The sequence below is a fragment of the Streptomyces sp. NPDC042201 genome, from assembly GCF_055582185.1.
This window is the reverse complement of the sequence record NZ_JBVJDS010000006.1, coordinates 305,307-326,935: the sequence shown is the minus strand read 5'-3', so window position 1 is coordinate 326,935 and position 21,629 is coordinate 305,307. Positions and strand designations below refer to the sequence as shown.

The following is a 21,629-nucleotide window of genomic DNA, read 5'->3' as shown; positions in this document are numbered from 1 at the left end:
CCGGGCTCCGCCATGCCGGTGATCAGTCCGTGGTCATGCCCGCGGAACCGCCGTACATCGCGGCTACTGTGTGCGGACCGTGCCCACCCACGCACCGAGCGACTCCAGGAAGGACCCCTGCCATGGCGGCAGAGACCGCAGACCGTCCGCAGTACCCCGGGCCCGGGCGGCGCGTCCTGCCGGGCGACGGCCGGCGCTCGTACTCCTTCGAGTTCTTCCCGCCGAGGACCGAGGCGGGTGAACGCACGCTGTGGAACGCGATCCGCCGTATCGAGGCGCTCGCGCCCTCCTTCGTCTCCGTGACCTACGGCGCCGGCGGCTCGTCCAGGGACCGCACGATCGAGGTCACCAAGCGCATCGCCGCCGAGACCACCCTGCGCCCCGTCGCCCATCTCACCGCGGTCGGGCACTCGGTCGCCGAACTGCGGCACATCATCGGCCAGTACGCGGACGCCGGCATCCGGGACGTCCTCGCGCTGCGCGGCGACCCGCCAGGTGACCCCCGGGGCGAGTGGGTCCGCCATCCGGAGGGCTTCGCCCAGGCGAGTGAACTGGTCTCCCTCATCAGGGAACTGGGAGACTTCACCGTCGGCGTGGCCGCCTTCCCCGAGCGCCACCCCCGCTCGGCCGACTGGGACAGCGACATCCGCCACTTCGTCGCCAAGTGCCGGGCGGGCGCCGACTACGCCATCACCCAGATGTTCTTCGACGTGGACGACTACCTGCGGCTGCGCGACCGGCTCGGCGCCGCCGGATGCACGACCCCGATCATCCCGGAGATCATGCCGGCCACCGACGTACGGCAGATCCGCCGCTTCGCCGAACTGAGCGACGCCCGCTTCCCCGACGCGCTGGCCCGGCGGCTCGAAGCGGCCCGCGACCGTCCCGCGGACGGCCATCGCATCGGAGTCGAGTACGCCACGGCCATGGCCGAGCGGCTGCTCGCCGAGGGAGCACCGGGGCTGCACTACATCACCCTCAACCGCTCCACGGCGACCCTGGAGATCCATCAGAACCTGGGCGTGGGCGGACGGCCCGACCGGACGCTCGCCGCCACCCCGTACTGAACCGCCGCGGCCGGGCCGCGGCCCGTTCCGTACCCGCTGGAGACCCGGTCGAGGATGCGTCCAGACGGCCTGGCAGGCCGTCGTAGCGGCTGTCTATGATCTCCGGGCTTGCCCTCCCGTGGACAGGCTCCGACGGGGGGAGCGGGAACACCGACAGCGGCTTGGACGCAGAGACATGGACCTGAGATCCATGGCTATGTACCGTCTCACCGCGCTGGACTTGACTGGTTCCATGACGTTGAGCAGGAGATGTGCCCAGGGGTCCGGACAGGCCGTGCGGACCGTCTGAGAACAGCGGGCGTCGACGGATCCCGGCAACGACACCGTGGCGGCCGCCGGATCACCTCGCATCGGACGGCTTCGACCACCAGACAAGGAACTCCCATGAGCTTCAACCCGACCGGAACCCCCAACCCCTACGCGGCCTACCCGCCGGCCCCCGCCGCCGCACCGCCCGTGCGCCAGAGCAAGGCCGCCGGACCGCTGCTGATGATCGCCACCATCACCATGGGGCTCATGGCCGGCCTCTTCTTCGCGTTCGACGTCTCGGTCATGCCGGGGCTGGCGAAGACGGACGACCGCACCTATGTGGCCGCGATGCAGAACTTCAACGCACTGATCGACGGCAGCGGTCTCTTCGGCATGGTTTTCGTCGGAGCGCTGCTGGCCACGGGGGTCGCGGTCGTCCTGGAACACCGTCAGGGCCGGCGCGGCGCCGCGCGCTGGGTCGGCGCGGCCGCCGTGCTCTACGTGGTGGCCCTGATCATCACGGTCAGCGTCAACATCCCGCTCAACAACGAGCTGGCCCAGGCCGGTGACCCGTCGAAGATCACGGACTTCTCCATCGTCGACAAGTTCAAGGACACCTGGGTGGCGACCAACATCCTGCGGACCCTGGTCTGCACGGCGGCGCTGGGCTTCCTCGCCCGTGCCCTGGTGCTGCACGGCCGCGGCACCACCGCCCCCGCGATGCGCCCGCACGGCGTCTGATTTCCGGCGGCCGCACCCGCCTCACGAACCGCGCCCGTCCTCCCGAGAGGTTCCCCCGGGGAGAGGCGGGCGCTTCGTCGTTCCCGCTCGGCCGAATGGCACAGGGACGGTGACGTGGGCCCGTGCTCCTCGTTGGCGTGGCGAATCAGGCCGTCGGCGCCCGCGGACCGGGCGCCGACGGCCTCCGAGGGACAACCGGAGAGAGCCATGACGACTGCCCACGCCCCCCACCCGAACCACACCCACCAGCACGGTGAGGGCTGCGGCCATGTGGCCGTCCCGCACGACGGCCATGTGGACTATGTGCACGACGGCCATCTGCACCAGGTCCACGACGACCACGTGGACGAGTGCGAGCCCCGCGACCACGCCCCGCACAGTGGTCATGCGCACCAGCACGGCGCAGCGTGCGGTCATGTGGCGGTGCCCCACGGAGACCATGTGGACTACGTGCACGAAGGCCACCGGCACGCCGAGCACGACGGTCACTGGGACGACCACTGAGCCGCCCTGTTCATGCGGATGGCCCCTGGAATCCCAGGGGCCATCCGGCTACGCGGCGTGGTACCGCGCGGTGCGCGCGGACGCGGGTCAGACCACCGGGGCGGGCGGCGCCGCCTTGGCGTCCTCCTGGGACTGCTTGCTCTCCTCCTGCTTGCTCTCCTCGATGAGGCGCTCCATACCGCTCGTCGTCTTGAGCGGCTTCTCCTTGATGAAGATCACCGCGACCAGTGCGAGAGCGGCGAACGGGACGGCGACCAGGAAGAGTTCCGCCGTGGCCAGCCCGTAGGCGTTCTCCACGATCTCCCGCATCGGCTCGGGCAGTTTGGACATGTCCGGTACGGAGGTCTCCCCGGAACCGCCGGAGGCGGCCTGGCCGGCCGTGCCCAGGCTCTTGGAGATCTCGGCGGTCACCTTGTTGGCCAGCACCGCGCCCAGCACGCTCACCCCGATCGTGCCGCCCATGGAGCGGAAGAACGACAGGACGGACGTGGCCGCGCCCAGCTCCGACGCGGGGACATCGTTCTGCGCCGCGAGGACCAGGTTCTGCATCAGCAGGCCGACGCCGATGCCGAGGACGGCCATGTAGACGCTGAGCAGACCGAAGCCGGTGTCCGTGTCGATGGTGGCCAGGAGCCCGAGGCCCGCCGTCATGATGACGCCGCCGGCGACCAGATAGACCTTCCACTTGCCGGTGGCGCTGATGATCTGGCCGGCGATGGTGGAGGACACCAGCAGACCGAGGATCAGCGGCAGGCTCATCAGCCCCGCGATGGTCGGGGACTTGCCCAGCGCGATCTGGAAGTACTGCGAGAGGAAGACGGTGCCGCCGAACATGGCCACACCGACCAGCAGGCTGGCGAGGGTGGTCAGCGAGACGGTGCGGTTACGGAAGATGGTCAGCGGGATGATCGGCTCGGGTACCCGCGCCTCCACGAAGACCGCGGCCACCAGCAGCACCGCACCCGTACCGGTCAGGGCGGCCGTCTGCCAGGACGCCCAGTCGAACTGATTGCCCGCCAGCGAGGTCCAGATGAGCAGCGAGCAGACGCCCGCGACGATCAGGAACGCGCCCAGGAAGTCGATCTTCACCTCACGGCGGACCGTGGGCAGCTTCAGCGTGCGCTGCAGCATCAGGATCGCGGCCAGCGCGAAGGGCACGCCGATGAAGAAGCACCAGCGCCAGCCCAGCCACGAGGTGTCCACCAGCACGCCGCCGACCAGCGGTCCTGCGACCGTACCGACGGCGAAGACGGCGCCGAAGATGCCGGCGTACTTGCCCAGCCGCCGGGGCGGGATGACCGCGGCCATGACGACCTGGGCGAGGGCGGTCAGACCGCCGGCGCCGATGCCCTGGACGACACGGCTGAAGATGAGCAGGCCGACGCCCTGCGAGAAGCCGGCGAGCAGGGAGCCGACCACGAACATGGCGAGCGACAGCTGCAGCAGCAGCTTCTTGTTGTAGAGATCGGAGAGCTTGCCCCAGAGCGGGACGGTCGCCGTCATGGCGAGCAGCTCGGAGGTGACGACCCAGGTGTACGACGACTGGGTGGCGCCGAGGTCGGCGATGATGCGGGGCAGCGCGTTGGCCACCACCGTGCCGGCCAGGATGGCGACGAACATGCCGGCCATCAGCCCCGACATGGCCTGCAGTATCTGCCGGTTGGACATGGAAGTCGGCGCCTGCTCAGGCGCCTCTGTTGCACTCAAGGTGTCCTTCTTCAAATCCATGGACTCGGATGCTCAGGAAAGAAAACAAGGGATCAGCAGTCGGAGGGAGATACCGGCGGTGACACGGGCCGGGCCGGCGCCGGCGGTTCGGGAAGTCCGGCCTCGAGATGGGCGAAGACGCGCTGGAACACGTCGGGGAAGGCCTCTGCGGGGGCCTGGGCGCACCAGTGCTCGACACAGACCCGTACGGCGGTCCCCGCGACGGCCGCGAGCAGCCGCGGATAGAGTTCGAGAGCCGCCGGATCGGGGCCGTCCGTCCCCCCTGAACCGAGCCGTTCCGCGATGGCGCCGGCCAGGTCGAGTTCCTGGGCCATGTGCGCGCCCAGGCCGCGGACCAGCAGATGCGGAGAACGCTTCAGCACCGTGGCCCGCAGTTTCCAGATCTTCTGGCGCTCCTCCACATCGGCCAGTTCGGTGGCCAGCGCCTCACGCACCACATCGAGCGGGGACAGGGCGGCCGGTGCCTCGCGCACCGCGCGCCGTACCCGCTCCCCGATCTCCGGGTCGAGCATGACGAACGCGTCGTCGTGGGTGTCGAAGTAGTTGAAGAACGTACGCGGCGAGACCCCGGCGGCCTCGCTGATCGCCTCGACGGTGACGTTCTCCGCGCCGTGCTCGGCGGCGAGCCGCACCGCGGCCTCCGCCAGGGCCGTACGCGTCGCCTGCTTCTTGCGCTCACGGAGTCCCGGCGCGCCACCTTCGGTTTTCACATCTTGCAGAGTATGCAAAAGTGCAGGATCTGCAAAATTAATGGCGCCCGGCGGGGGACGTAGCATGATCCGTATGGAGCAGCGTGTATTGGGCAGGACAGGAAGAGACGTCTCCGTCGTAGGACTGGGGACATGGCAGCTCGGCGCCGACTGGGGTGATGTGACCGAATCGGACGCGTTCGCCGTCCTGGACGCGGCGGTCGAGTCGGGGGTCACGTTCTTCGACACGGCCGATGTGTACGGCGACGGGCGCAGCGAGCAGCTCATCGGCCGGTATCTCAAGGACCGTCCGGACGCCGGGGTCTTCGTCGCGACGAAGATGGGCCGGCGCGCCGAGCAGCTGCCCGAGAACTACGTCCTGGACAACTTCCGGGCCTGGAACGACCGTTCGCGGGCCAATCTGGGTGTGGAGACCCTCGACCTCGTGCAGTTGCACTGCCCGCCCACGAGCGTCTACACCTCCGACGCGGTCTTCGACGCGCTCGACACCCTGGTCGCGGAGCGGCGGGTCGCCGCCTACGCCGTCAGTGTCGAGACCTGCGCCGAGGCGCTCGCCGCCATCGCCCGTCCCGGCGTCGCCAGTGTGCAGATCATCCTCAACCCGTTCCGGCTGAAGCCGTTGGAAGAGGTGCTCCCGGCCGCCCGTGAGGCGGGCGTCGGCATCATCGCGCGGGTTCCGCTCGCCTCCGGACTGCTGTCCGGCAAGTACACCAAGGACACGGTCTTCGCCGCCGACGACCACCGTACGTACAACCGGCACGGCGAGGCCTTCGACCAGGGCGAGACGTTCTCCGGCATCGAGTACGGGACGGGCGTCGCGGCGGCCGCCGAGTTCGCCGGGCTGGCTCCCGAAGGGGCCACCTCGGCCGGCACCGCGCTGCGCTGGATCATTCAGCAGCCCGGCGTCAGCAGTGTCATCCCCGGCGCCCGCTCCGTCGAGCAGGCCCGCGCCAACGGTGCGGCCGCCGCGCTCCCGGCGCTGGAACAGCCGGTTCTCGACGGAGTGCGGGAGCTCTACGACCGCCGCCTGCGAGCCTCGATCCATCACCGCTGGTAGGAAGCGGGGCACGGGCGGTGCGGCGGAGATGTCACGATTGTCGTCGTTCGAGTCGACTGAGCAGATTGCCTGATAATGGGAACAGGCGATGATGAGACAATTGCGGCCCGAGGGGCGGCACAGACGCAAGAGTTGCCGGTTTCTGTGGCTGTATCGCGCCGCGCACTGTAGCGTCTTGATCAGCTGTCGTGGTTCCGAAGTACCGCTCGCCCGTGACGTGCAGTCACGGGCGTTTGTGCTGTTCAGCGTCTCTGCGGACCAGGGCGATCACCTCCGGTTCCCGCGCCGTGCGGGAACCACGCGTCCCTCTAAAACGGAGACTGAACATGGCCAGTGGAACAGTGAAGTGGTTCAACTCGGAAAAGGGCTTCGGCTTCATCGCGCAGGACGGCGGTGGCCCCGACGTGTTCGCGCACTACTCGAACATCGCGACGTCCGGCTTCCGTGAGCTGCAGGAGGGCCAGAAGGTGACCTTCGAGGTCACGCAGGGCCAGAAGGGCCCGCAGGCGGAGAACATCCTCCCCGCATAACACAGCCGTCCGCCGAGCCTGCGAAGGCATGGACGACAGGGCGCCGGTCCGGTGGAATTCCCTTCCACCGGACCGGCGCCCGCCGCGTTGTCCGGCCGGTGCGGCCGGTGCGGCCGGTGGGGTCAGAGGGCCGAGGAACCCGCCGTGTCCCCGTCCTTGGCCCCACGGGCCGACAGCGGCGTGGCGATGTCCTCGAGCGACTTGCCCTCGGCGGCGACGGCGAAGAACACCGCCACCAGACCCGCGAGCACCATCAGCGACGCACCGACGCAGAACGCGATGACGGCGTCGGCGACGACTCCGCTCTCGGTCAGACCCGCGAACAGCAGCGGTCCCGAGATACCGCCCGCCGCCGTACCGATGGCGTAGAAGAAGGCGATCGACATGGCCCGGGTCTCCATCGGGAAGATCTCGCTGACCGTGAGGTACGCGGAGCTGGCACCGGCCGAGGCGAAGAAGAGGACCACGCCCCAGCACACCGTCATGGTCGTCGCGGTGAGCCAGCCGTTGCTGAAGAACCACGCGGTGACGAAGAGCAGGAGCCCGGAGAGGATATAGGTGCCCGCGATCATGGGCCTGCGGCCCACCGTGTCGAACAGCCGCCCGAGCAGCAGCGGGCCGAGGAAGTTGCCGAACGCGATGGCGGCGAAGAAGTAGCCGGTCGAGCCGCTGGAGACGTCGAAGAAGGTCACCAGGATCGAACCGAAGCCGAAGGTGATGGCGTTGTAGAGGAACGCCTGCCCGACGAAGAGCGAGAAGCCGAGAATCGCGCGCTTGGGGTAGTCGCGGAACAGCGTCCTGGCGATCTCTATGAAGCCGATGGAGCCCCGCTGTTCGATGGTGATGGCGCCCGCGGGCTCGGGCAGCTTCCGGCCGGTCTCCGCCTCGATCTCCCGTTCCGCGCCGGCGACGAGCCGGTCCGCTTCTTCCGCCTGCCCGTGGATGTACATCCACCGCGGGCTCTCCGGTACATGACGGCGGACCAGCAGGATGACCAGCCCCAGGACCACGCCCAGGGCGAAGGTGAGCCGCCAGCCGACGTCCTTGGGGAAGATGTCGGTGTTGAGGGCCAGGACCGACAGCAGCGCGCCACCCATGGCGCCGAGCCAGAAGCTGCCGTTGATGATGAGGTCCACGCGGCCGCGGTACTTACTGGGGATCAGTTCGTCGATGGCCGAGTTGATGGCCGCGTACTCGCCGCCGATACCGAAACCGGTCAGGAAACGGAAGAGGAAGAACCACCAGACCGAGAAGGACAGGGCCGTCGCGGCGGTCGCCGCGAGATAGACCGCGAGCGTGATGAGGAAGAGCTTCTTGCGGCCGTACCGGTCGGTGAGCCAGCCGAAGAACAGCGCGCCGGAGCAGGAGCCGGCCACATAGAGCGCGGCGGCCACGCCGGTGACCTGCGTGTCCGAGATCGGCAGCCCGCTGCCGTCCTCCGAGAGACGGCTCGCGATATTGCCGACGACCGTCACTTCCAGGCCGTCGAGGATCCATACGGTTCCCAGGCCGATCACGATCATCCAATGCCATCGTGACCAGGGAAGACGGTCGAGTCTGGCGGGGACCTTGGTGGTGACGGTCGCGATCCCCGTACCTCCGGACTGGCTCATGGTGTGCCTCCTGCCTGGCGACGACTCCTTCGGCGTCGAAGGTGCTGGCTGCGAGTACCCCATGATCAAACTTCATAAACAGGCGCTTTGCCTCCGCTGCCGGGCGCGCCGCCGTTCCTGACCGAGCCGCACATCGCCGCGCCGGCGGTGGCCGCGGCGCCGGGACGGGCTCCGCTCACCGTTCCGATCTGGTACCAGTACGAGCCCGGCGGCAGCATCTGGATCCTTACGACCTGGTGCACGATAGCCAGCGGGCTTCCGACGCCCTGCGACTCCGCCTCCGGCGTTGTCGTCAGTCGACGACGCTCCGCGTCGCCTCCCTCCTCCGCCTTGGATTCGAAGCCGCATGACGCCGCTCGCTGATCCACTGGCTATCGTGCACCAGGTCGTTACCGGACGGCATTCCCGCAAGGGGCCGCGCTCCCGGGCCGACGCCCGTCGGCGCGGTCAGGCCGCGGTTTCCTTCTCCCGCGGCGTGGCGCGCAGAAGGCTCTCGGGAAGCGCGAAATTCCAGGCCGTGACGACCGGACGGTCATGCTCCGTGCCGAGGCGCGAGACGGTCCCGGTGGCGAGCGTGAAGAGGGAGCCCGCGGCGGGCGCCAGCCCGAGGTAGCGCGCGGTGAGCACGCGCAGGAAGTGGGAGTGCGAGACCAGGGCGACATCGTCGTCCCCCGCGCGCAGGGTGTCCAGAGCCTCGGCGAGTACGCGGTCGGCGCGGTGCCCGACCTCCGCGGGGCTCTCCCCGGGATGGCCGTCCGGGCCGGGGACCACGCCGTCGGTCCACAGGTTCCAGCCGGCGCGCGTGCGGTGGATCTCCGTGGTGGCGATGCCCTCGTAGCCGCCGTAGTCCCACTCGCGCAGTTCCTCGGTGACGCGGGCGTCGCCGAGGCCGGCCAGCTCAGCCGTACGCCGCGCGCGCGTCATGGGGCTGACCAGCGTGAGCCCGATGGTGCGGTCGGCGAGCAGGGGCGCGAGGGTGCGGGCCTGCCCCTCGCCGCGCTCGGTCATCGGAAGGTCGGTGTAACTGGTGTGCTGCCCGGACCGGGACCAGGTGGTCTCTCCGTGCCGTACCAGGATCAACTCACCCATGACTGCCGCCCACTTCCCGCTCTCCGCGCTCTGTCACCGGAGCGGACCCTATGTGGTCCGCCAAGCCCAGTGTCCCCTGTCCCGGCGTCCCTGACCTGGCGGGAATGCCTCCGGGGGCCGTCGCGTTACACCGACGTACCACTTGATGGGAACGACATCCACCCCCAGTTCGACCAGGGGACGGTGTCGAGGAACAGCGTCTGGAGAACTTCATGGCACGCAGCGATGCCCGCCCGATCGTCACTCTCCGGTCCACGGCCGGCACCGGCCACACCTATGTGACGCGCAAGAGCCGTCGGAACGATCCCGACCGCCTCTACCTGCGCAAGTACGACCCCGCTCTCGGCGAGCACGTCATGTTCCGCGAGGAGCGCTGACCCACCCCGCCAGCGCGATGAACATCCGTCCAGCCCCCTCGTACCGAGGAAGGAATCCCGCATGAAGCCTCGTATCCACCCCGAATCCCGTCCGGTCGTCTTCCGGGACCGCGCCGCGGGAACCGCCTTCCTGACACGTTCCACCGCGGACTCGGCGCGGAGCGTGGAGTGGGAGGACGGCAATACGTACCCCGTCGTCGACGTGGAGATCTCCTCCGCGAGCCACCCCTTCTACACCGGAGCCACCCGCGTGGTGGACACCGCAGGACGGGTGGAGCGCTTCGAGCGCCGCTACGGCGCGCGCGGGAAGGCGCCGCGGAGCTGACCCGTACGGCCGTCTCGTGCGGCTGAACCGCCGGTCTGTGTGTGAGAGCCGGGCAGGAACCCCGATCAGGGTTCCTGCCCGGCTCTCGTCATGAGCGGCTGACCGGAGCCCGCACTCCCGGGGCAGGCGCGGATAGCGCGCTCCTGCAATAGGGCGCGCTTGCAACTAGTCGGCGCCTGCAAGTATTGTGTTCGCTCGTAAGGCGCACGTGCAATCTCCTGGGAAGGTTCTACCCATGCCACTCGCGCTCCTCGCGCTGGCCATCGGGGCATTCGGTATCGGCACCACCGAGTTCGTGATCATGGGGCTGCTCCCCGAGGTCGCCGCCGAGTACGGGGTCGGGATCCCCACCGCCGGGCTGCTGGTCACCGGCTACGCCCTCGGTGTGGTGCTCGGCGCCCCGGTGATGACCGTCCTCGGTACCCGGATCTCCCGCAAGCGCATGCTGATGCTGCTGATGGGGCTGTTCGTCGCGGGCAATGTGCTCTCCGCGCTCGCCCCCACCTTCGGGGTGATGCTCACCGGGCGTGTCGTCGCCTCGCTGGCCCATGGGGCGTTCTTCGGCATCGGTTCCGTCGTCGCCGCCGGTCTGGTCGCGCCGCAGAAGAAGGCCGGGGCCATCGCCCTGATGTTCACCGGCCTGACGGTCGCCAATGTCGTCGGCGTACCGCTGGGCACCTTCATCGGCCAGTCGGCCGGCTGGCGGGCGACGTTCCTCGTCGTCGCCGGACTCGGTGTCCTGGGCCTCGTGGGCATCGCCAAGCTGATACCGGAGCAGCCCCGTCCCGAGGGCGTACGGCTCCGCCACGAGCTGGCCGCCTTCCGCAATGTGCAGGTGCTCCTCGCCATGGCGATGACCGTGCTGGGCTTCGGCGGTGTGTTCGCGGCGATCACCTACATCAGCCCGATGATGACCGGGACCGCCGGTTTCGCGGACTCCTCGGTGACCTGGCTGCTGGTGCTCTTCGGCCTCGGTATGGTCGGCGGCAATCTCATCGGCGGCAGGTTCGCCGACCGGCGTCTGATGCCGATGCTGTACGTGTCCCTCGGCGCTCTCGCCGTGGTCCTGGCACTGTTCACCGTCACCGCTCACCACAAGGTCGCGGCGGCCGTCACGATCGCGCTGATCGGGGCGCTGGGCTTCGCGACCGTACCGCCGCTGCAGAAGCGGGTCCTTGACCAGGCGTCCGCCGCCCCCACCCTGGCCTCCGCCGTCAACATCGGCGCCTTCAACCTGGGCAACGCGCTGGCCGCCTGGCTCGGCGGCATGGTCATCGCCGCGGGGCTCGGGTACACCGCGCCCAACTGGGTGGGCGCCGCGCTGGCCGGCTCCGCACTCGTCCTCGCGGTCGTCTCCGGCGCCTTGGAGCGCCGTACGCGAGCCGGCGGCCGACGGGGCGCCGAAGCCCAAGCCGACGGCGACGCCGACGCCGACGCCGAGGCCGCGGCCGAGTCCGTGGATGCTCCGGAGCCGGGCCGGGCCACCGCGGCCCACGGCTGAGGCGCGCACCCCGGCCTGCCACAGCGCGCGTCGTGGATGACGTCGTTACGTTGGTAGTCGGTGTGTCCCTGTCCTCCCCGCGCCGCCCCCTCCCCCCGGCGCACCCGCAAAGAAAAGGAACACCATGACTTCCGTCCCCCATGTCGTACTCAACAACGGCGTCACGATCCCGCAGCTCGGCTTCGGTGTCTTCCAGGTCGACGACGCGCGGTCCACCGACGCGGTCCTGACCGCCCTGGAGGCGGGCTACCGCAGCATCGACACGGCCGCGGTGTACCGCAACGAGACCGGAGTCGGCCGCGCCATCGCCTCCTCGGGCCTGTCCCGCGACGATCTGTTCATCACCACCAAGCTGTGGAACGACGACCAGGGGTACGAGTCGGCCCTCGCCGCGTTCGACGCCAGCCTGGACCGGCTGGGCCTGGACCATGTGGACCTGTATCTCATCCACTGGCCCACTCCCGCGCGTGGCCTCTACCTCGACACCTGGCGCGCGATGGAGAAGCTGCTCGCCGACGGGCGCGCCCGCTCCATCGGCGTGTCCAACTTCCAGCCCGCCCATCTCCAGCGTGTCCTGGACGAGACCGGCGTGGCCCCGGCCGTGAACCAGGTCGAGCTGCACCCGGCCCTCCAGCAGGCGGAGCTGCGGGACTTCCACGCCCAGCACGGCATCGCGACCGAGGCCTGGAGCCCGCTGGCGCAGGGCGCGGTGCTCGAAGAGGAGGCGATCACCGAGATCGCGGGGCGGCACGAGAAGACGCCCGCCCAGGTGGTGCTGCGCTGGCACCTCCAGCTCGGGAACGTCGTGATCCCCAAGTCCGTCACCCCCGCGCGCATCCGCGAGAACATCGACATCTTCGACTTCGAGCTCTCGGCCGGGGACATGGACGCGCTGGCCACGCTCGACCGCGGGCTGCGCACGGGCCCGGACCCCGACGCCTTCAACTGACGGTGGCGCAGTTCACACGGTGCGGTGGCCCGGGGGCGGAACAGCCGACTGTCGTTGAGCGTTCATCCATATGTGATCGCGGGGGGACCGCGCCCCCGGGCCGCGATCACATGTGATCGGCCCCGGCTGGGATCCCCCGAACCAGCCGGGGCTCCCTCCTGTTCGGGGCTCCGCCGGCGTCCTACGGTGTGTCGTCCGGGTTCCAGTCCAGCAGGCGCACCTTCGCCACGGTCCGCACATGGCGCCGCATCGCGGCGGCCGCCGCCTTGCCGCGGCGGGTTTCGATCGCTTCGAGAATCGCTCGGTGCTGGGTCAACGACCGCTTGGGGCGGCCGGGTTGACGCAGGGATTCATTGCGGCTCTCGGTGATCTGCTCGGCGATGGAGCGCATGAACTCCGCGAGCAGGGTGCTGTGGGCTGCGGCGGTCACCGCCGCGTGGAAGCGCCGGTCGCCCTCCACGCCGTGCCCGCCCGCGCCGATCTCCTCGGCCATGTGGTGCAGTGCGTCGTGCAGCGCCGCGAGATCTTCCTCCGTGCGCCGCTCCGCGGCGAGTTCGGCGAGCTTGGTCTCCAGCGCCTCGCGCGCCTCCAGCACATCCGGCAGTCGGCGCTTGCGCTCCACCAGCCGTTCGACCGGCTCCGGATCGAGGCTGTCCTTCGCCAGATACGTGCCGCCGCCATGCCGCACCTCGACCAGGCCCTGCACTTCGAGGACGACGATCGCCTGCTTGACCGAGGCGCGACTGACCCCGAGCCGCTGGGCCAACTCCCGCTCGGGCGGCAGCCGGTCGCCCGCACCGAGATCTCCTTCGGCGACATAGCTGCGCAGCCGGTCGAGAACCTGCTCGTACAGCCGTGGCCGGGTCATCGGCCGTAGTGCGTCGGACATCCGGACCCCCCATCCCTGCCCAATATCTCCCGATCCCTGTGCCCTCAGCCTACCTCGGGCGGTCAAGTGGCTGAGCCAATTTCTGCGCAATCCCTTGACGCTCTCCGCGGTTGATGGTCAATGTGGTCCAGCCACTTGGCCAGTTGCCCAATCAGCCAGTTGGCCAGTTGGCCAATTCCCCCTGCACCAGGGAGACCCAGGAACGGGAGCCCCCGCCATGTCCGCCGAACTGATCTCGATCCTCGCTCTGGTGGTGGTCTTCGTGATCGCCACCACGCGCTCCATCAATATGGGCGCGCTCGCCTTCGCGGCCGCCTTCGCCGTCGGTGAGCTGGTCGCCGGCCTCGACGCCGACGGCATTTTCGCCGGTTTCCCCGGTGACCTGTTCGTGGTGCTCGTCGGTGTCACCTATCTGTTCGCGATAGCCCGCGCCAACGGGACCACGGACTGGCTGGTCCATGCCGCGATCCGGCTGGTCCGCGGCCGGCTCGCGCTGATCCCCTGGGTGATGTTCGCGATCACCGCCGTGCTGACCGCCATCGGCGCCGTCTCCCCGGCGGCCGTGGCGATCGTCGCGCCGATCGCGCTGAGCTTCGCCGCGCGGTACGGGATCAGCCCCCTGCTGATGGGCGCCATGGTCGTGCACGGCGCCCAGGGCGGCGGGTTCTCGCCCATCAGCATCTACGGTTCGATCGTCAACGGCATCGTGGAGCGCGAGAAGCTCCCCGGAAGCGAACTCACCCTCTTCTTCGCCTCCCTTGTGGCCAACCTCGTCATCGCCGGGATCGTCTTCGTACTCTTCGGCGGGCTCAAGCTCTCCGGGAAGCAGGAGGAGCCGGGGCCGGAGCAGGACCGGTCCGCCGGTGAGGCGGGCAAGGCCGGTGAGGCCGGTGAGAAGGGGCAGCAGGAGCCGGAGCGCGCGGCCTCCCGCCTCACCCCCGCCCGTATCGCCACCCTCGCCGCCCTGGTCGCGCTCGTCGTCGCCGTCCTCGCCTTCGACCTCGACGCCGGGCTCTCCTCCGTCACCCTCGCCGTACTGCTCAGCGCCTTCTGGCCGGAGACCAGCCGCAGGGCGGTCGGCGAAATAGCCTGGCCGACCGTGCTGCTGATCTGCGGTGTCCTCACCTATGTCGGCGTCCTGGAGGAGATGGGCACGATCGACTACGCGGGCCACGCCGTCGGCGACATCGGCATCCCGCTCCTCGCCGCCGTACTGCTCTGCTACATCGGCGCGATCGTCTCCGCCTTCGCCTCCTCCGTCGGCATCATGGGCGCGCTCATCCCGCTCGCCGTACCGTTCCTCGCCCAGGGCGAGATCGGCGCGATCGGCATGATCACGGCCCTCGCGATCTCCGCGACGGTCGTCGACGTCAGCCCCTTCTCCACCAATGGCGCCCTCGTGCTGGCCGCCGCTCCCGAGGTGGACCGTGAGCGTTTCTTCCGGCAGCTCATGGTGTACGGCGGGATCGTGGTGGCGGTGGTACCCGCCGCCGTCTGGCTTGTGCTGGTGGTGCCAGGCTTCGGATGACCGGTCAGACTCGTCGACAGCAAGGAGAACGACGCGTGTCCCCTCTCTTCCCGGCCCTCGCCGCCCGCTCGGACCGGCCCGCCCTCCGGTTCGGTGACCGGACCCTCACCCACGCCGAACTGGCCGACGCGGCCGGCGCCCTGACCGCCCGGATCGCCGGCGCGCGGCGGATCGCGGTCTGGGCCACCCCCACGCTGGGGACGGCGGTGGGCGTCGTGGCCGCACTGCTCGCCGGAGTGCCCGTCGTGCCGGTCAACCCCAAGAGCGGCGAACGGGAGCTGGCCCATATCGTCGCGGACAGCGAGCCCACACTCGTCGTGGCGGAACCGGGCGTCGTGCTCCCGCCGGCGCTGGCCGCGCTGGAGCGCGTGGACGCGGTGGCCGACGGCCCGTCGGCGCGGCCCGCGGCCGGATCAGTGACGGGGGAGTGGCCCGAGCCTGCCCCGGAGTCTCCCGCGCTGATCGTCTACACCTCCGGCACCACCGGGCCGCCGAAGGGCGCCGTCCTGCCGCGCCGCGCCGTCGCCGCCACCCTGGACGCGCTGGAGGACGCCTGGCAGTGGACCGCCGACGACGTACTCGTCCACGCCCTGCCCCTCTTCCATGTCCATGGACTGATCCTCGGCATCCTCGGCCCGCTGCGCCGCGGCGGCTCCGTGCGCCATCTGGGCCGGTTCGACACCGAGGGCGTCGCCCGCGAACTGTCCTCGGGCGCCACGATGCTCTTCGGGGTACCGACGATGTACCACCGCATCGCCGAGGCGCTCTCCGACGACCCCGCTCTGGCGAAGGCCCTGGCCGGGGCGCGGCTGCTGGTGTCCGGATCCGCCGCGCTGCCCGTCCACGACCATCAGCGGATCGCCGCCGCGACCGGCCGCCGGGTCATCGAGCGCTACGGCATGACGGAAACCCTGATGAACACCAGCGTGCGCGCCGACGGCGAACCGCGCGCCGGGACGGTCGGAGTACCGCTGCGGGGTGTGGAACTGCGCCTCGTCGACGAGGCGGGCGGCCCGATCGAGGCGTACGACGGTGAGACGGTCGGCGAGATCCAGGTCCGCGGCCCGAACCTCTTCACGGAGTATCTGAACCGGCCCGACGCGACCGAGGCGGCCTTCACCGACGGCTGGTTCCGCACGGGGGACATGGCGATCCGCGACCCCGACGGCTATGTCCGCATCGTCGGCCGCAAGGCCACCGACCTGATCAAGAGCGGGGGTTACAAGATCGGCGCGGGCGAGATCGAGAACGTGCTGCTGGAACATCCAGGGGTACGGGAAGCCGCCGTGACCGGAGAGCCCGACGCCGACCTCGGCGAGCGGATCGTCGCCTGGATCGTCCCGGCGCACGCCGAGGACCCGCCGTCCGCCGAGGAGTTGGCGGACCACGTGGCGGCGCAGCTCGCCGCGCACAAGCGGCCGCGCACGGTGCGCTATCTGGACGCGCTGCCCCGCAACGACATGGGCAAGATCATGAAGCGGGCCCTTCATGCCTGAGCGGATGACCGCGCGCGAGGCCGTCGCGGCCGTCGCCGACGCGGGCACGTTCACCGAACTGCCCGCGCCCCCGGGCACCTCGGCGCCGGACGGCCCGCTCGCCTGGGAGGGGTACGACGCCGCCCGCGCCCGCGCCCGGGACCGCACCGGTGAGGACGAGTCCGTCGTGTGCGGCACCGGGCGGGTCGGCGCCACCGACGCCGTGCTGATCTCCTTCGAGTTCGGCTTTCTCGGCGGCTCGCTGGGCGAGCGTACGGGCGACCGCCTCGAAGCCGCGTACACCCGGGCGCGCGAGCGGGGCCTGCCCGTCGTCTCGTTGATCGCGACCGGCGGCAGCCGTATGCAGGAAGGCATGCGCGCGCTGCTCCAACTCCAGCGGGTGGCACGGCAGTCCGCGCTGACCCGCGCGGCCGGTCTGCCCCAGCTGGCCGTGGTGCGCGACCCGACGACGGGCGGCGGCTGGGCGACCCTGGGCGCGGGCGCGGATGTCGTACTGGCCCTGCCGGGCGCCCAGATCGGCTTCGCGGGCTCGCGGGTGCGCCCCGCGGACGCCGATCCGTACGCCTACACCGCGGAGGCGCAGTTGGCCGCGGGCCATATCGACGCGGTGGTACGCCAGGAGGAGCTGCGCGCCGCCGTCGACCGCTGGCTGACGCTGCTGACCGGAGGGGTACGGGACGCCGGGGCCGCCGCGCCGCCCCCCGACGGTCTCGGCCGCGGCGGGCTCCCCGCCACCGGCTGGGACGCGGTGCTCCGGGCCCGTTCCCCGCGCCGTCCGCGCGCCGAGGCATATCTGGACGCGTACCTCACCCGGCGCGAGGCCATCGGCGGCGACCGCTGCGGTGGCACGGACCCCGGGATGCTGTGCGGCTTCGGGCTGCGTGAGGGCCGTACGATCGCGTTCGCGGCCCAGCGCGGCACCGCCACCCTCCCGGCGGGTTACCGCACGGCGTCCCGGCTGATCCGCCTCGCCGACCGGCTGGGCATCCCCGTGCTGACCCTCGTCGACACCCCCGGCGCCGCGAGCGACGCCGAGGCCGAACGCGCGGGAGCGGGCAGCGCCATCGCGGACCTCTTCGCGGCGGTGGCCACCGCCCGGGTGCCCCTCACCACGCTGCTGATCGGCGAGGGCGGTTCCGGTGGGGCGCTGGCGCTGTCGGCGCCCGGCAACACCTGGGCCACGAGCGACAGTTACTTCTCCGTCATCGCACCGGAGCTGGCCGCCGCCATCCTCAAGCGCCCCCCGGACGAAGCCCGTTCGACGGCCGGCCAGCTCCGGCTGCGCCCGCAGGACCTGGTGTCCCTCGGAGCCGTACGGGGCATCGTGCCGGACGCGGCCTCGTAGGCCGTGCCCGGACGGACGTGCGAACGTACGGACCTACGGACCCACAGAACAGGCGCCCGCCGCGCGGGCCCGGCCGGCCCGCGCCGTGGATTCTCATGGGCCTCTCACCAGCTTTTCAGACAGTGTGCTTAGAGTGAGAGCCGTGACGTATACGACTCCGCCCGGCTGGTATCCCGATCCAGGGCACACAGGTGACGCTCCCCGCCCGGAACGGTGGTGGGACGGGTCCGCCTGGACCGATGAAGTCCGCGCCACCTCTCCCGCGGCGTGGGGCCCGCCGACCGCGCCGCCCTACCCCGGGACACCACCGCCCGGGCCACGGAACCGCGGACGGCGGATCGCCGTCGGCGCCACCGCCCTGATCGTGGTGGCGGCCATCGCGGGCGGCTTCTATCTGCTCGGGCGCGACGGCGGAAGCGGCGGCACCGCGAGCCGCCCCGGTGTGTCCGAGGCCCCCTCGCGGCCAGGACAGCAGAGCCCGGCCCCCGACGAGCAGCGGGAGCGGGGCGGCCCCGGCGGCGGGGAGAGCGGCGCGCCCCGGCAGCCGCAGACCGAGGACGGCTACGCCACCGACGCGGCCAGCGGCATCGCCATTCCCGTACCGGACGGCTGGACCGGCGAGTCCGGGCCCATCGGCGCCGGGGTGACGACCGGGAAATACTCCTGTCCCGGGGATTCGTCCGAGACCTGTGTCCGGGGCGGCGTGTTCTCCGCTCCCGCCGTGGCGCTGAAGATCGAGGCCACCACGGCCAAGGCGTCCGCCGAGAAGGACATCGAGACCAACGCCAAGGAGTCCTACGGCGGCGCGATCTACGGTGACATCTCCTCGCACCAGCAGCTGAAGTCCGAGGCGGTCACCGTCGCCGGCCAGAAGGGCTATCTGGTCCGGTGGAAGGTCGTCACGAGCAAGGGCGACGACGGCTACGTGCAGTCGCTCGCCTTCCCCTCGCCCTCCTCCCCCGAACTGCTCGTCGTCGTGCGGTCCGGGTTCGACATCAACGACAAGGCGCCCGAACTGTCCGTCATGGACGAGATCACCAAGGGCATCAAGGCGGCCGCGGGCTCGGGCTCCGGTTCCGGCCAGGGAGTCTGACGACAGCCGATCCCCACCCCTTCATGGGCGGGCCGCACCACGCGGCCCGCCCTTCGCCGCGCCCGGGAGCGCCCCACCGGCCGTACACTCCACTCATGGGTTGTACACGTGCTGTGAGGGAGTGCCTGCGACAGGCCCCCTGCGCGCTGTGCTCGGCCGCCGCGGGCGCCCTCGTCGTGGGCCCGGTATCCGCACCGGAAGCCGGCTGCCGCGCTCTGCACGGTCACGGTTAGCACCCCCTTCGCCGCACGCCCGGCCCGTTCTCCGGCCGCCCGTGGAGTTCTCCCGCGGCCCGCTCCCTCCGGTAGCACCGTAGAAGCCTGCCCGCCGAGCCGTCCCCGGCGTCCGCCCCCCACCACTCACCGCGACGCTACGGCGTGCCGTCGGCGCCTCCTCGGCGACCGCCGGAAACCGCCGCGCGCCGCACCTTCGAGAGGATCCCTGTGAAGTTGAGCGACTTGCTCATCGGGCACGACCACGAGATTCTGCGGGGCGATCCGGAGACGGCGATCACCGCGGGCACCTGCTTCGACGCCCACCGGGTCGTACCCGGTTCGCTGTTCATCGCGGTGCCGGGCCATCGCGAGGGCGGCCCCGGGTCCATCGGCCCCGCCCTCGCGCGCGGCGCGGTGGCGGTGCTGGTCGACGCCGCGGAACCGGACGTTCCCCCCTCGGTGTGGGCGGGCACGGAGGTGTGTGTGATCCGGGTCAGGAACACCCGTACGACCGCCGCGGTCGCCGCCTCGCGCTACTACGGCGAGCCGGGCCGGGGGATGGACATGGTGGCCGTCACCGGCACCAACGGGAAGACCTCGGTGTCGTACATGGTCGAGTCCGTGCTGCGGCTCGCCGAGGGCGCCACGGTCGGGGTCATCGGGACCGCGGGCAGCCGGATCGGCGACGAACTGATCCCCATGCCGAGGTCGGTGCTGACCACACCCGAGTCGCCGGACTTCCAGTATCTGCTGGGACGCATGCGGGACCGCGAGGTGGGCACCGTGGTGCTGGAGGCCACGTCCATGGGCCTGTTGACGCACCGCGTCGACCACTCGTTCATCGACGTCGGGATCTTCACCAATCTGACGCAGGATCATTTGGACGACCACGGCACCATGGAGAACTACCGCGACGCCAAACTCCGGCTCTTCCAGGGCCTGTGCAAGCGCGCGGTGGTCAACGCCGACGATCCGGTGGGCGCGGGGATCGGCGCGCTGATGCCCGGGGCCGTCACGACGTACGCTCTCGACGCCGAGGCGGACTACCGGGCGACCGACCTGACCATGGACGCGCACGGGACGCGGTTCACCCTGCACCACGAGGGACGCAAGTACCCGGCGGCGATCCCGTTGCCCGGCCGCTTCTCGGTCGCCAACGCCCTGGCCACCGTGGCCGCCTGCCATCTGCTGGGACATGATCTGCACGGACTGGTCGGCGCGCTCGACCGGATGCCCCCGATCCCGGGCCGGTTCGAGCGCTTCGAGACCCCGCGCGGCACGTCCGTCATCGTCGACTACGCGCACTCTCCCGACTCGCTGGACAAGGTGCTGTCCACCATCCGTGACTTCGCCCGGGGCCGGATCATCACCGTCTTCGGCTGCGGCGGCGACCGGGACATCACCAAGCGCGCCCGGATGGGGGAGATCGCCGGGACGTATTCCGATCTCTGTGTCCTCACCTCGGACAATCCGCGCAACGAGGACCCCGAGACGATCCTGGACCAGATCACCCCGGGGCTCACGGCCACCTCCACCCGGTTCGAGCGGTTCGCCGACCGCCGCCGGGCGATCGGCTTCGCGCTGTCCGAGGCCGGCCCCGACGACATCGTGCTGATCGCGGGGAAGGGCAGCGAGCCGTACCAGATCGTCGGTGAACAGCTGATTCCGTTCAGCGACATGGCGACCGTGCGCGAACTCGCCCAGTAGGACGGCGTGGTGGAGGGCCGACGCGAGCCGCGCCGTCGGCCCGTCGGCCATTCGGCCGTCCATGACTCCATGCTCCGGCTCCTTGCCGGCGGAGTCTCTGCGATGCTGGCCGGGTGTCGCCCACCCCCAGCTCACCGGAACCGGTCACCCCCGATCCGCCCCGGGACGAGCCGAAGCCGCTGCTCACCCAGTCCTGGCTGGATCTGGCTTTTCTGCACTGGGCGGTCGATCCCGCGCAGGTGGCGCCGCTGCTGCCGTCCGGGACATGCCCCGACACCCTCGACGGGGTGACCTACGTGGGTCTGGTGGCCTTCCGTATGCACCGGATCGGCTGGCTCCGGCTCCCCGGTCTACCGTATCTGGGCACCTTTCCCGAGACCAATGTCCGGCTCTACTCGGTGGACGGGCAGGGGCGCCGAGGTGTGGTCTTCCGCTCGCTGGACGCCTCCCGCCTCCTTCCGGTGGTGGTCGGCCGCACCGCCTTCCGGCTGCCGTACGTGTGGTCCCGGATGACGATCGAGCGCGACGGCGGCTCTCTCACGTACACCAGCCGGCGGCGCTGGCCGGGGCCGCGGGGCGCGTGCAGCAGGATCGGGCTGCGGATCGGGGAGCGCGTCGAGGAGCCCAGCGCGCTGGAGCACTTCGTGACCGCGCGCTGGGGGATGCACAGCACGGTTTTCGGCCACCCGACGTATCTGCCGAACACCCACCCGCGCTGGCCGCTGCACCGCGCGGAACTGACCGAGTGCACCGAGGACCTGCTGACGGCGGCGGGGCTGTCCGCCCCGGCCGGGGATCCGGTGAGCGTGCTCTACTCGCCCGGTGTCCCGGTCCGCTTCGGGCGGCCCGCCCGCGCCGGCGGGATCCCGCCCGGCTGACCGCCGGCGACGTGGTCCGGGCGGATCCCGTGCCGACG

The 21,629-nt window shown here is 70.7% G+C and carries 20 protein-coding genes; 15 read left to right on the top strand and 5 right to left on the bottom strand.

Annotated elements, in window-relative coordinates; translation table 11 throughout:
* The first annotated feature begins 122 nt into the window (after nucleotides 1-122).
* From metF to ACZ6MZ_RS17320, 3 genes are all read left to right on the top strand, one after another.
* Nucleotides 123-1,067, top strand: coding sequence for a methylenetetrahydrofolate reductase [NAD(P)H] (metF, locus tag ACZ6MZ_RS17330; RefSeq protein ID WP_389790696.1), 945 nt, complete (start codon nucleotides 123-125; stop codon nucleotides 1,065-1,067).
* A gap of 384 nt (nucleotides 1,068-1,451) precedes the next feature.
* Nucleotides 1,452-2,057: an anthrone oxygenase family protein gene (locus tag ACZ6MZ_RS17325; RefSeq protein ID WP_384327666.1), complete on the top strand. Its 606-nt coding sequence runs from the start codon at nucleotides 1,452-1,454 to the stop codon at nucleotides 2,055-2,057.
* 207 nt (nucleotides 2,058-2,264) lie between these two features.
* Nucleotides 2,265-2,561 (top strand): hypothetical protein, encoded by a 297-nt coding sequence (locus ACZ6MZ_RS17320; protein ID WP_384188476.1) that lies wholly within the window; start codon nucleotides 2,265-2,267, stop codon nucleotides 2,559-2,561.
* Between the two features lie 87 nt (nucleotides 2,562-2,648).
* Here ACZ6MZ_RS17320 and ACZ6MZ_RS17315 read toward each other — a convergent pair whose 3' ends face one another.
* Together ACZ6MZ_RS17315 and ACZ6MZ_RS17310 are read right to left on the bottom strand one after the other, a co-directional pair.
* Nucleotides 2,649-4,229 (bottom strand): MDR family MFS transporter, encoded by a 1,581-nt coding sequence (locus tag ACZ6MZ_RS17315; protein WP_469352933.1) that lies wholly within the window; start codon nucleotides 4,227-4,229, stop codon nucleotides 2,649-2,651.
* 92 nt (nucleotides 4,230-4,321) lie between these two features.
* The gene (locus ACZ6MZ_RS17310) at nucleotides 4,322-5,017 is read right to left on the bottom strand and encodes a TetR/AcrR family transcriptional regulator (protein WP_389790697.1); all 696 of its coding nucleotides are present in this window, start codon (nucleotides 5,015-5,017) and stop codon (nucleotides 4,322-4,324) included.
* Nucleotides 5,018-5,063: 46 nt separating this feature from the next.
* Between ACZ6MZ_RS17310 and ACZ6MZ_RS17305 the strand changes: the two genes are divergently transcribed.
* Complete coding sequence (locus ACZ6MZ_RS17305) at nucleotides 5,064-6,056, top strand: aldo/keto reductase (RefSeq protein ID WP_469352707.1); 993 nt, start codon at nucleotides 5,064-5,066, stop codon at nucleotides 6,054-6,056.
* A gap of 326 nt (nucleotides 6,057-6,382) precedes the next feature.
* Complete coding sequence (locus ACZ6MZ_RS17300; protein ID WP_327232769.1) at nucleotides 6,383-6,586, top strand: cold-shock protein; 204 nt, start codon at nucleotides 6,383-6,385, stop codon at nucleotides 6,584-6,586.
* Between the two features lie 122 nt (nucleotides 6,587-6,708).
* Here ACZ6MZ_RS17300 and ACZ6MZ_RS17295 read toward each other — a convergent pair whose 3' ends face one another.
* Nucleotides 6,709-8,199 carry an MFS transporter gene (locus tag ACZ6MZ_RS17295; protein WP_384188481.1) on the bottom strand — a complete coding sequence of 497 codons (1,491 nt, stop codon included), beginning with the start codon at nucleotides 8,197-8,199 and terminating at the stop codon, nucleotides 6,709-6,711.
* A 447-nt stretch (nucleotides 8,200-8,646) separates the two neighbouring features.
* Nucleotides 8,647-9,288, bottom strand: a complete 642-nt coding sequence (locus tag ACZ6MZ_RS17290) for a histidine phosphatase family protein (RefSeq protein ID WP_469352705.1) — start codon at nucleotides 9,286-9,288, stop codon at nucleotides 8,647-8,649.
* Nucleotides 9,289-9,500: 212 nt separating this feature from the next.
* On the opposite strand from ACZ6MZ_RS17290, the gene rpmG reads away from it, so the two are divergent.
* From rpmG to ACZ6MZ_RS17270, 4 genes are all read left to right on the top strand, one after another.
* A complete protein-coding gene (gene rpmG, locus ACZ6MZ_RS17285; RefSeq protein ID WP_384188483.1) occupies nucleotides 9,501-9,665 on the top strand; it encodes a 50S ribosomal protein L33 in 165 nt (54 codons plus the stop codon).
* A 61-nt stretch (nucleotides 9,666-9,726) separates the two neighbouring features.
* Nucleotides 9,727-9,990 carry a type B 50S ribosomal protein L31 gene (locus ACZ6MZ_RS17280; protein ID WP_389790701.1) on the top strand — a complete coding sequence of 88 codons (264 nt, stop codon included), beginning with the start codon at nucleotides 9,727-9,729 and terminating at the stop codon, nucleotides 9,988-9,990.
* Between the two features lie 235 nt (nucleotides 9,991-10,225).
* The gene (locus ACZ6MZ_RS17275; RefSeq protein WP_469352702.1) at nucleotides 10,226-11,491 is read left to right on the top strand and encodes an MFS transporter; all 1,266 of its coding nucleotides are present in this window, start codon (nucleotides 10,226-10,228) and stop codon (nucleotides 11,489-11,491) included.
* Between the two features lie 124 nt (nucleotides 11,492-11,615).
* The gene (locus tag ACZ6MZ_RS17270) at nucleotides 11,616-12,440 is read left to right on the top strand and encodes an aldo/keto reductase (protein ID WP_469352701.1); all 825 of its coding nucleotides are present in this window, start codon (nucleotides 11,616-11,618) and stop codon (nucleotides 12,438-12,440) included.
* Between the two features lie 181 nt (nucleotides 12,441-12,621).
* Here ACZ6MZ_RS17270 and ACZ6MZ_RS17265 read toward each other — a convergent pair whose 3' ends face one another.
* Entirely contained in the window at nucleotides 12,622-13,329 is a 708-nt protein-coding gene (locus tag ACZ6MZ_RS17265) for a FadR/GntR family transcriptional regulator (protein WP_384188489.1), read from the bottom strand.
* Nucleotides 13,330-13,546: 217 nt separating this feature from the next.
* On the opposite strand from ACZ6MZ_RS17265, the gene ACZ6MZ_RS17260 reads away from it, so the two are divergent.
* The 6 genes from ACZ6MZ_RS17260 to ACZ6MZ_RS17235 all read left to right on the top strand — a co-directional run bounded on the left by ACZ6MZ_RS17260 (nucleotide 13,547) and on the right by ACZ6MZ_RS17235 (nucleotide 21,591).
* Nucleotides 13,547-14,857: an SLC13 family permease gene (locus ACZ6MZ_RS17260; RefSeq protein ID WP_389790704.1), complete on the top strand. Its 1,311-nt coding sequence runs from the start codon at nucleotides 13,547-13,549 to the stop codon at nucleotides 14,855-14,857.
* A 35-nt stretch (nucleotides 14,858-14,892) separates the two neighbouring features.
* Complete coding sequence (locus ACZ6MZ_RS17255; protein WP_389790705.1) at nucleotides 14,893-16,353, top strand: acyl-CoA synthetase; 1,461 nt, start codon at nucleotides 14,893-14,895, stop codon at nucleotides 16,351-16,353.
* On the top strand, nucleotides 16,346-17,698 hold the full coding sequence (locus ACZ6MZ_RS17250; protein ID WP_469352698.1) for a carboxyl transferase domain-containing protein: 1,353 nt from the start codon (nucleotides 16,346-16,348) through the stop codon (nucleotides 17,696-17,698). Before ACZ6MZ_RS17255 ends, ACZ6MZ_RS17250 begins: the two co-directional genes overlap by 8 nt.
* Nucleotides 17,699-17,840: 142 nt before the next feature.
* Entirely contained in the window at nucleotides 17,841-18,791 is a 951-nt protein-coding gene (locus ACZ6MZ_RS17245; RefSeq protein ID WP_389790707.1) for a DUF2510 domain-containing protein, read from the top strand.
* Between the two features lie 443 nt (nucleotides 18,792-19,234).
* Complete coding sequence (locus tag ACZ6MZ_RS17240; RefSeq protein ID WP_469352696.1) at nucleotides 19,235-20,713, top strand: UDP-N-acetylmuramoyl-L-alanyl-D-glutamate--2,6-diaminopimelate ligase; 1,479 nt, start codon at nucleotides 19,235-19,237, stop codon at nucleotides 20,711-20,713.
* A 113-nt stretch (nucleotides 20,714-20,826) separates the two neighbouring features.
* Entirely contained in the window at nucleotides 20,827-21,591 is a 765-nt protein-coding gene (locus tag ACZ6MZ_RS17235) for a YqjF family protein (protein WP_469352694.1), read from the top strand.
* The last annotated feature ends 38 nt before the right edge of the window (nucleotides 21,592-21,629 follow it).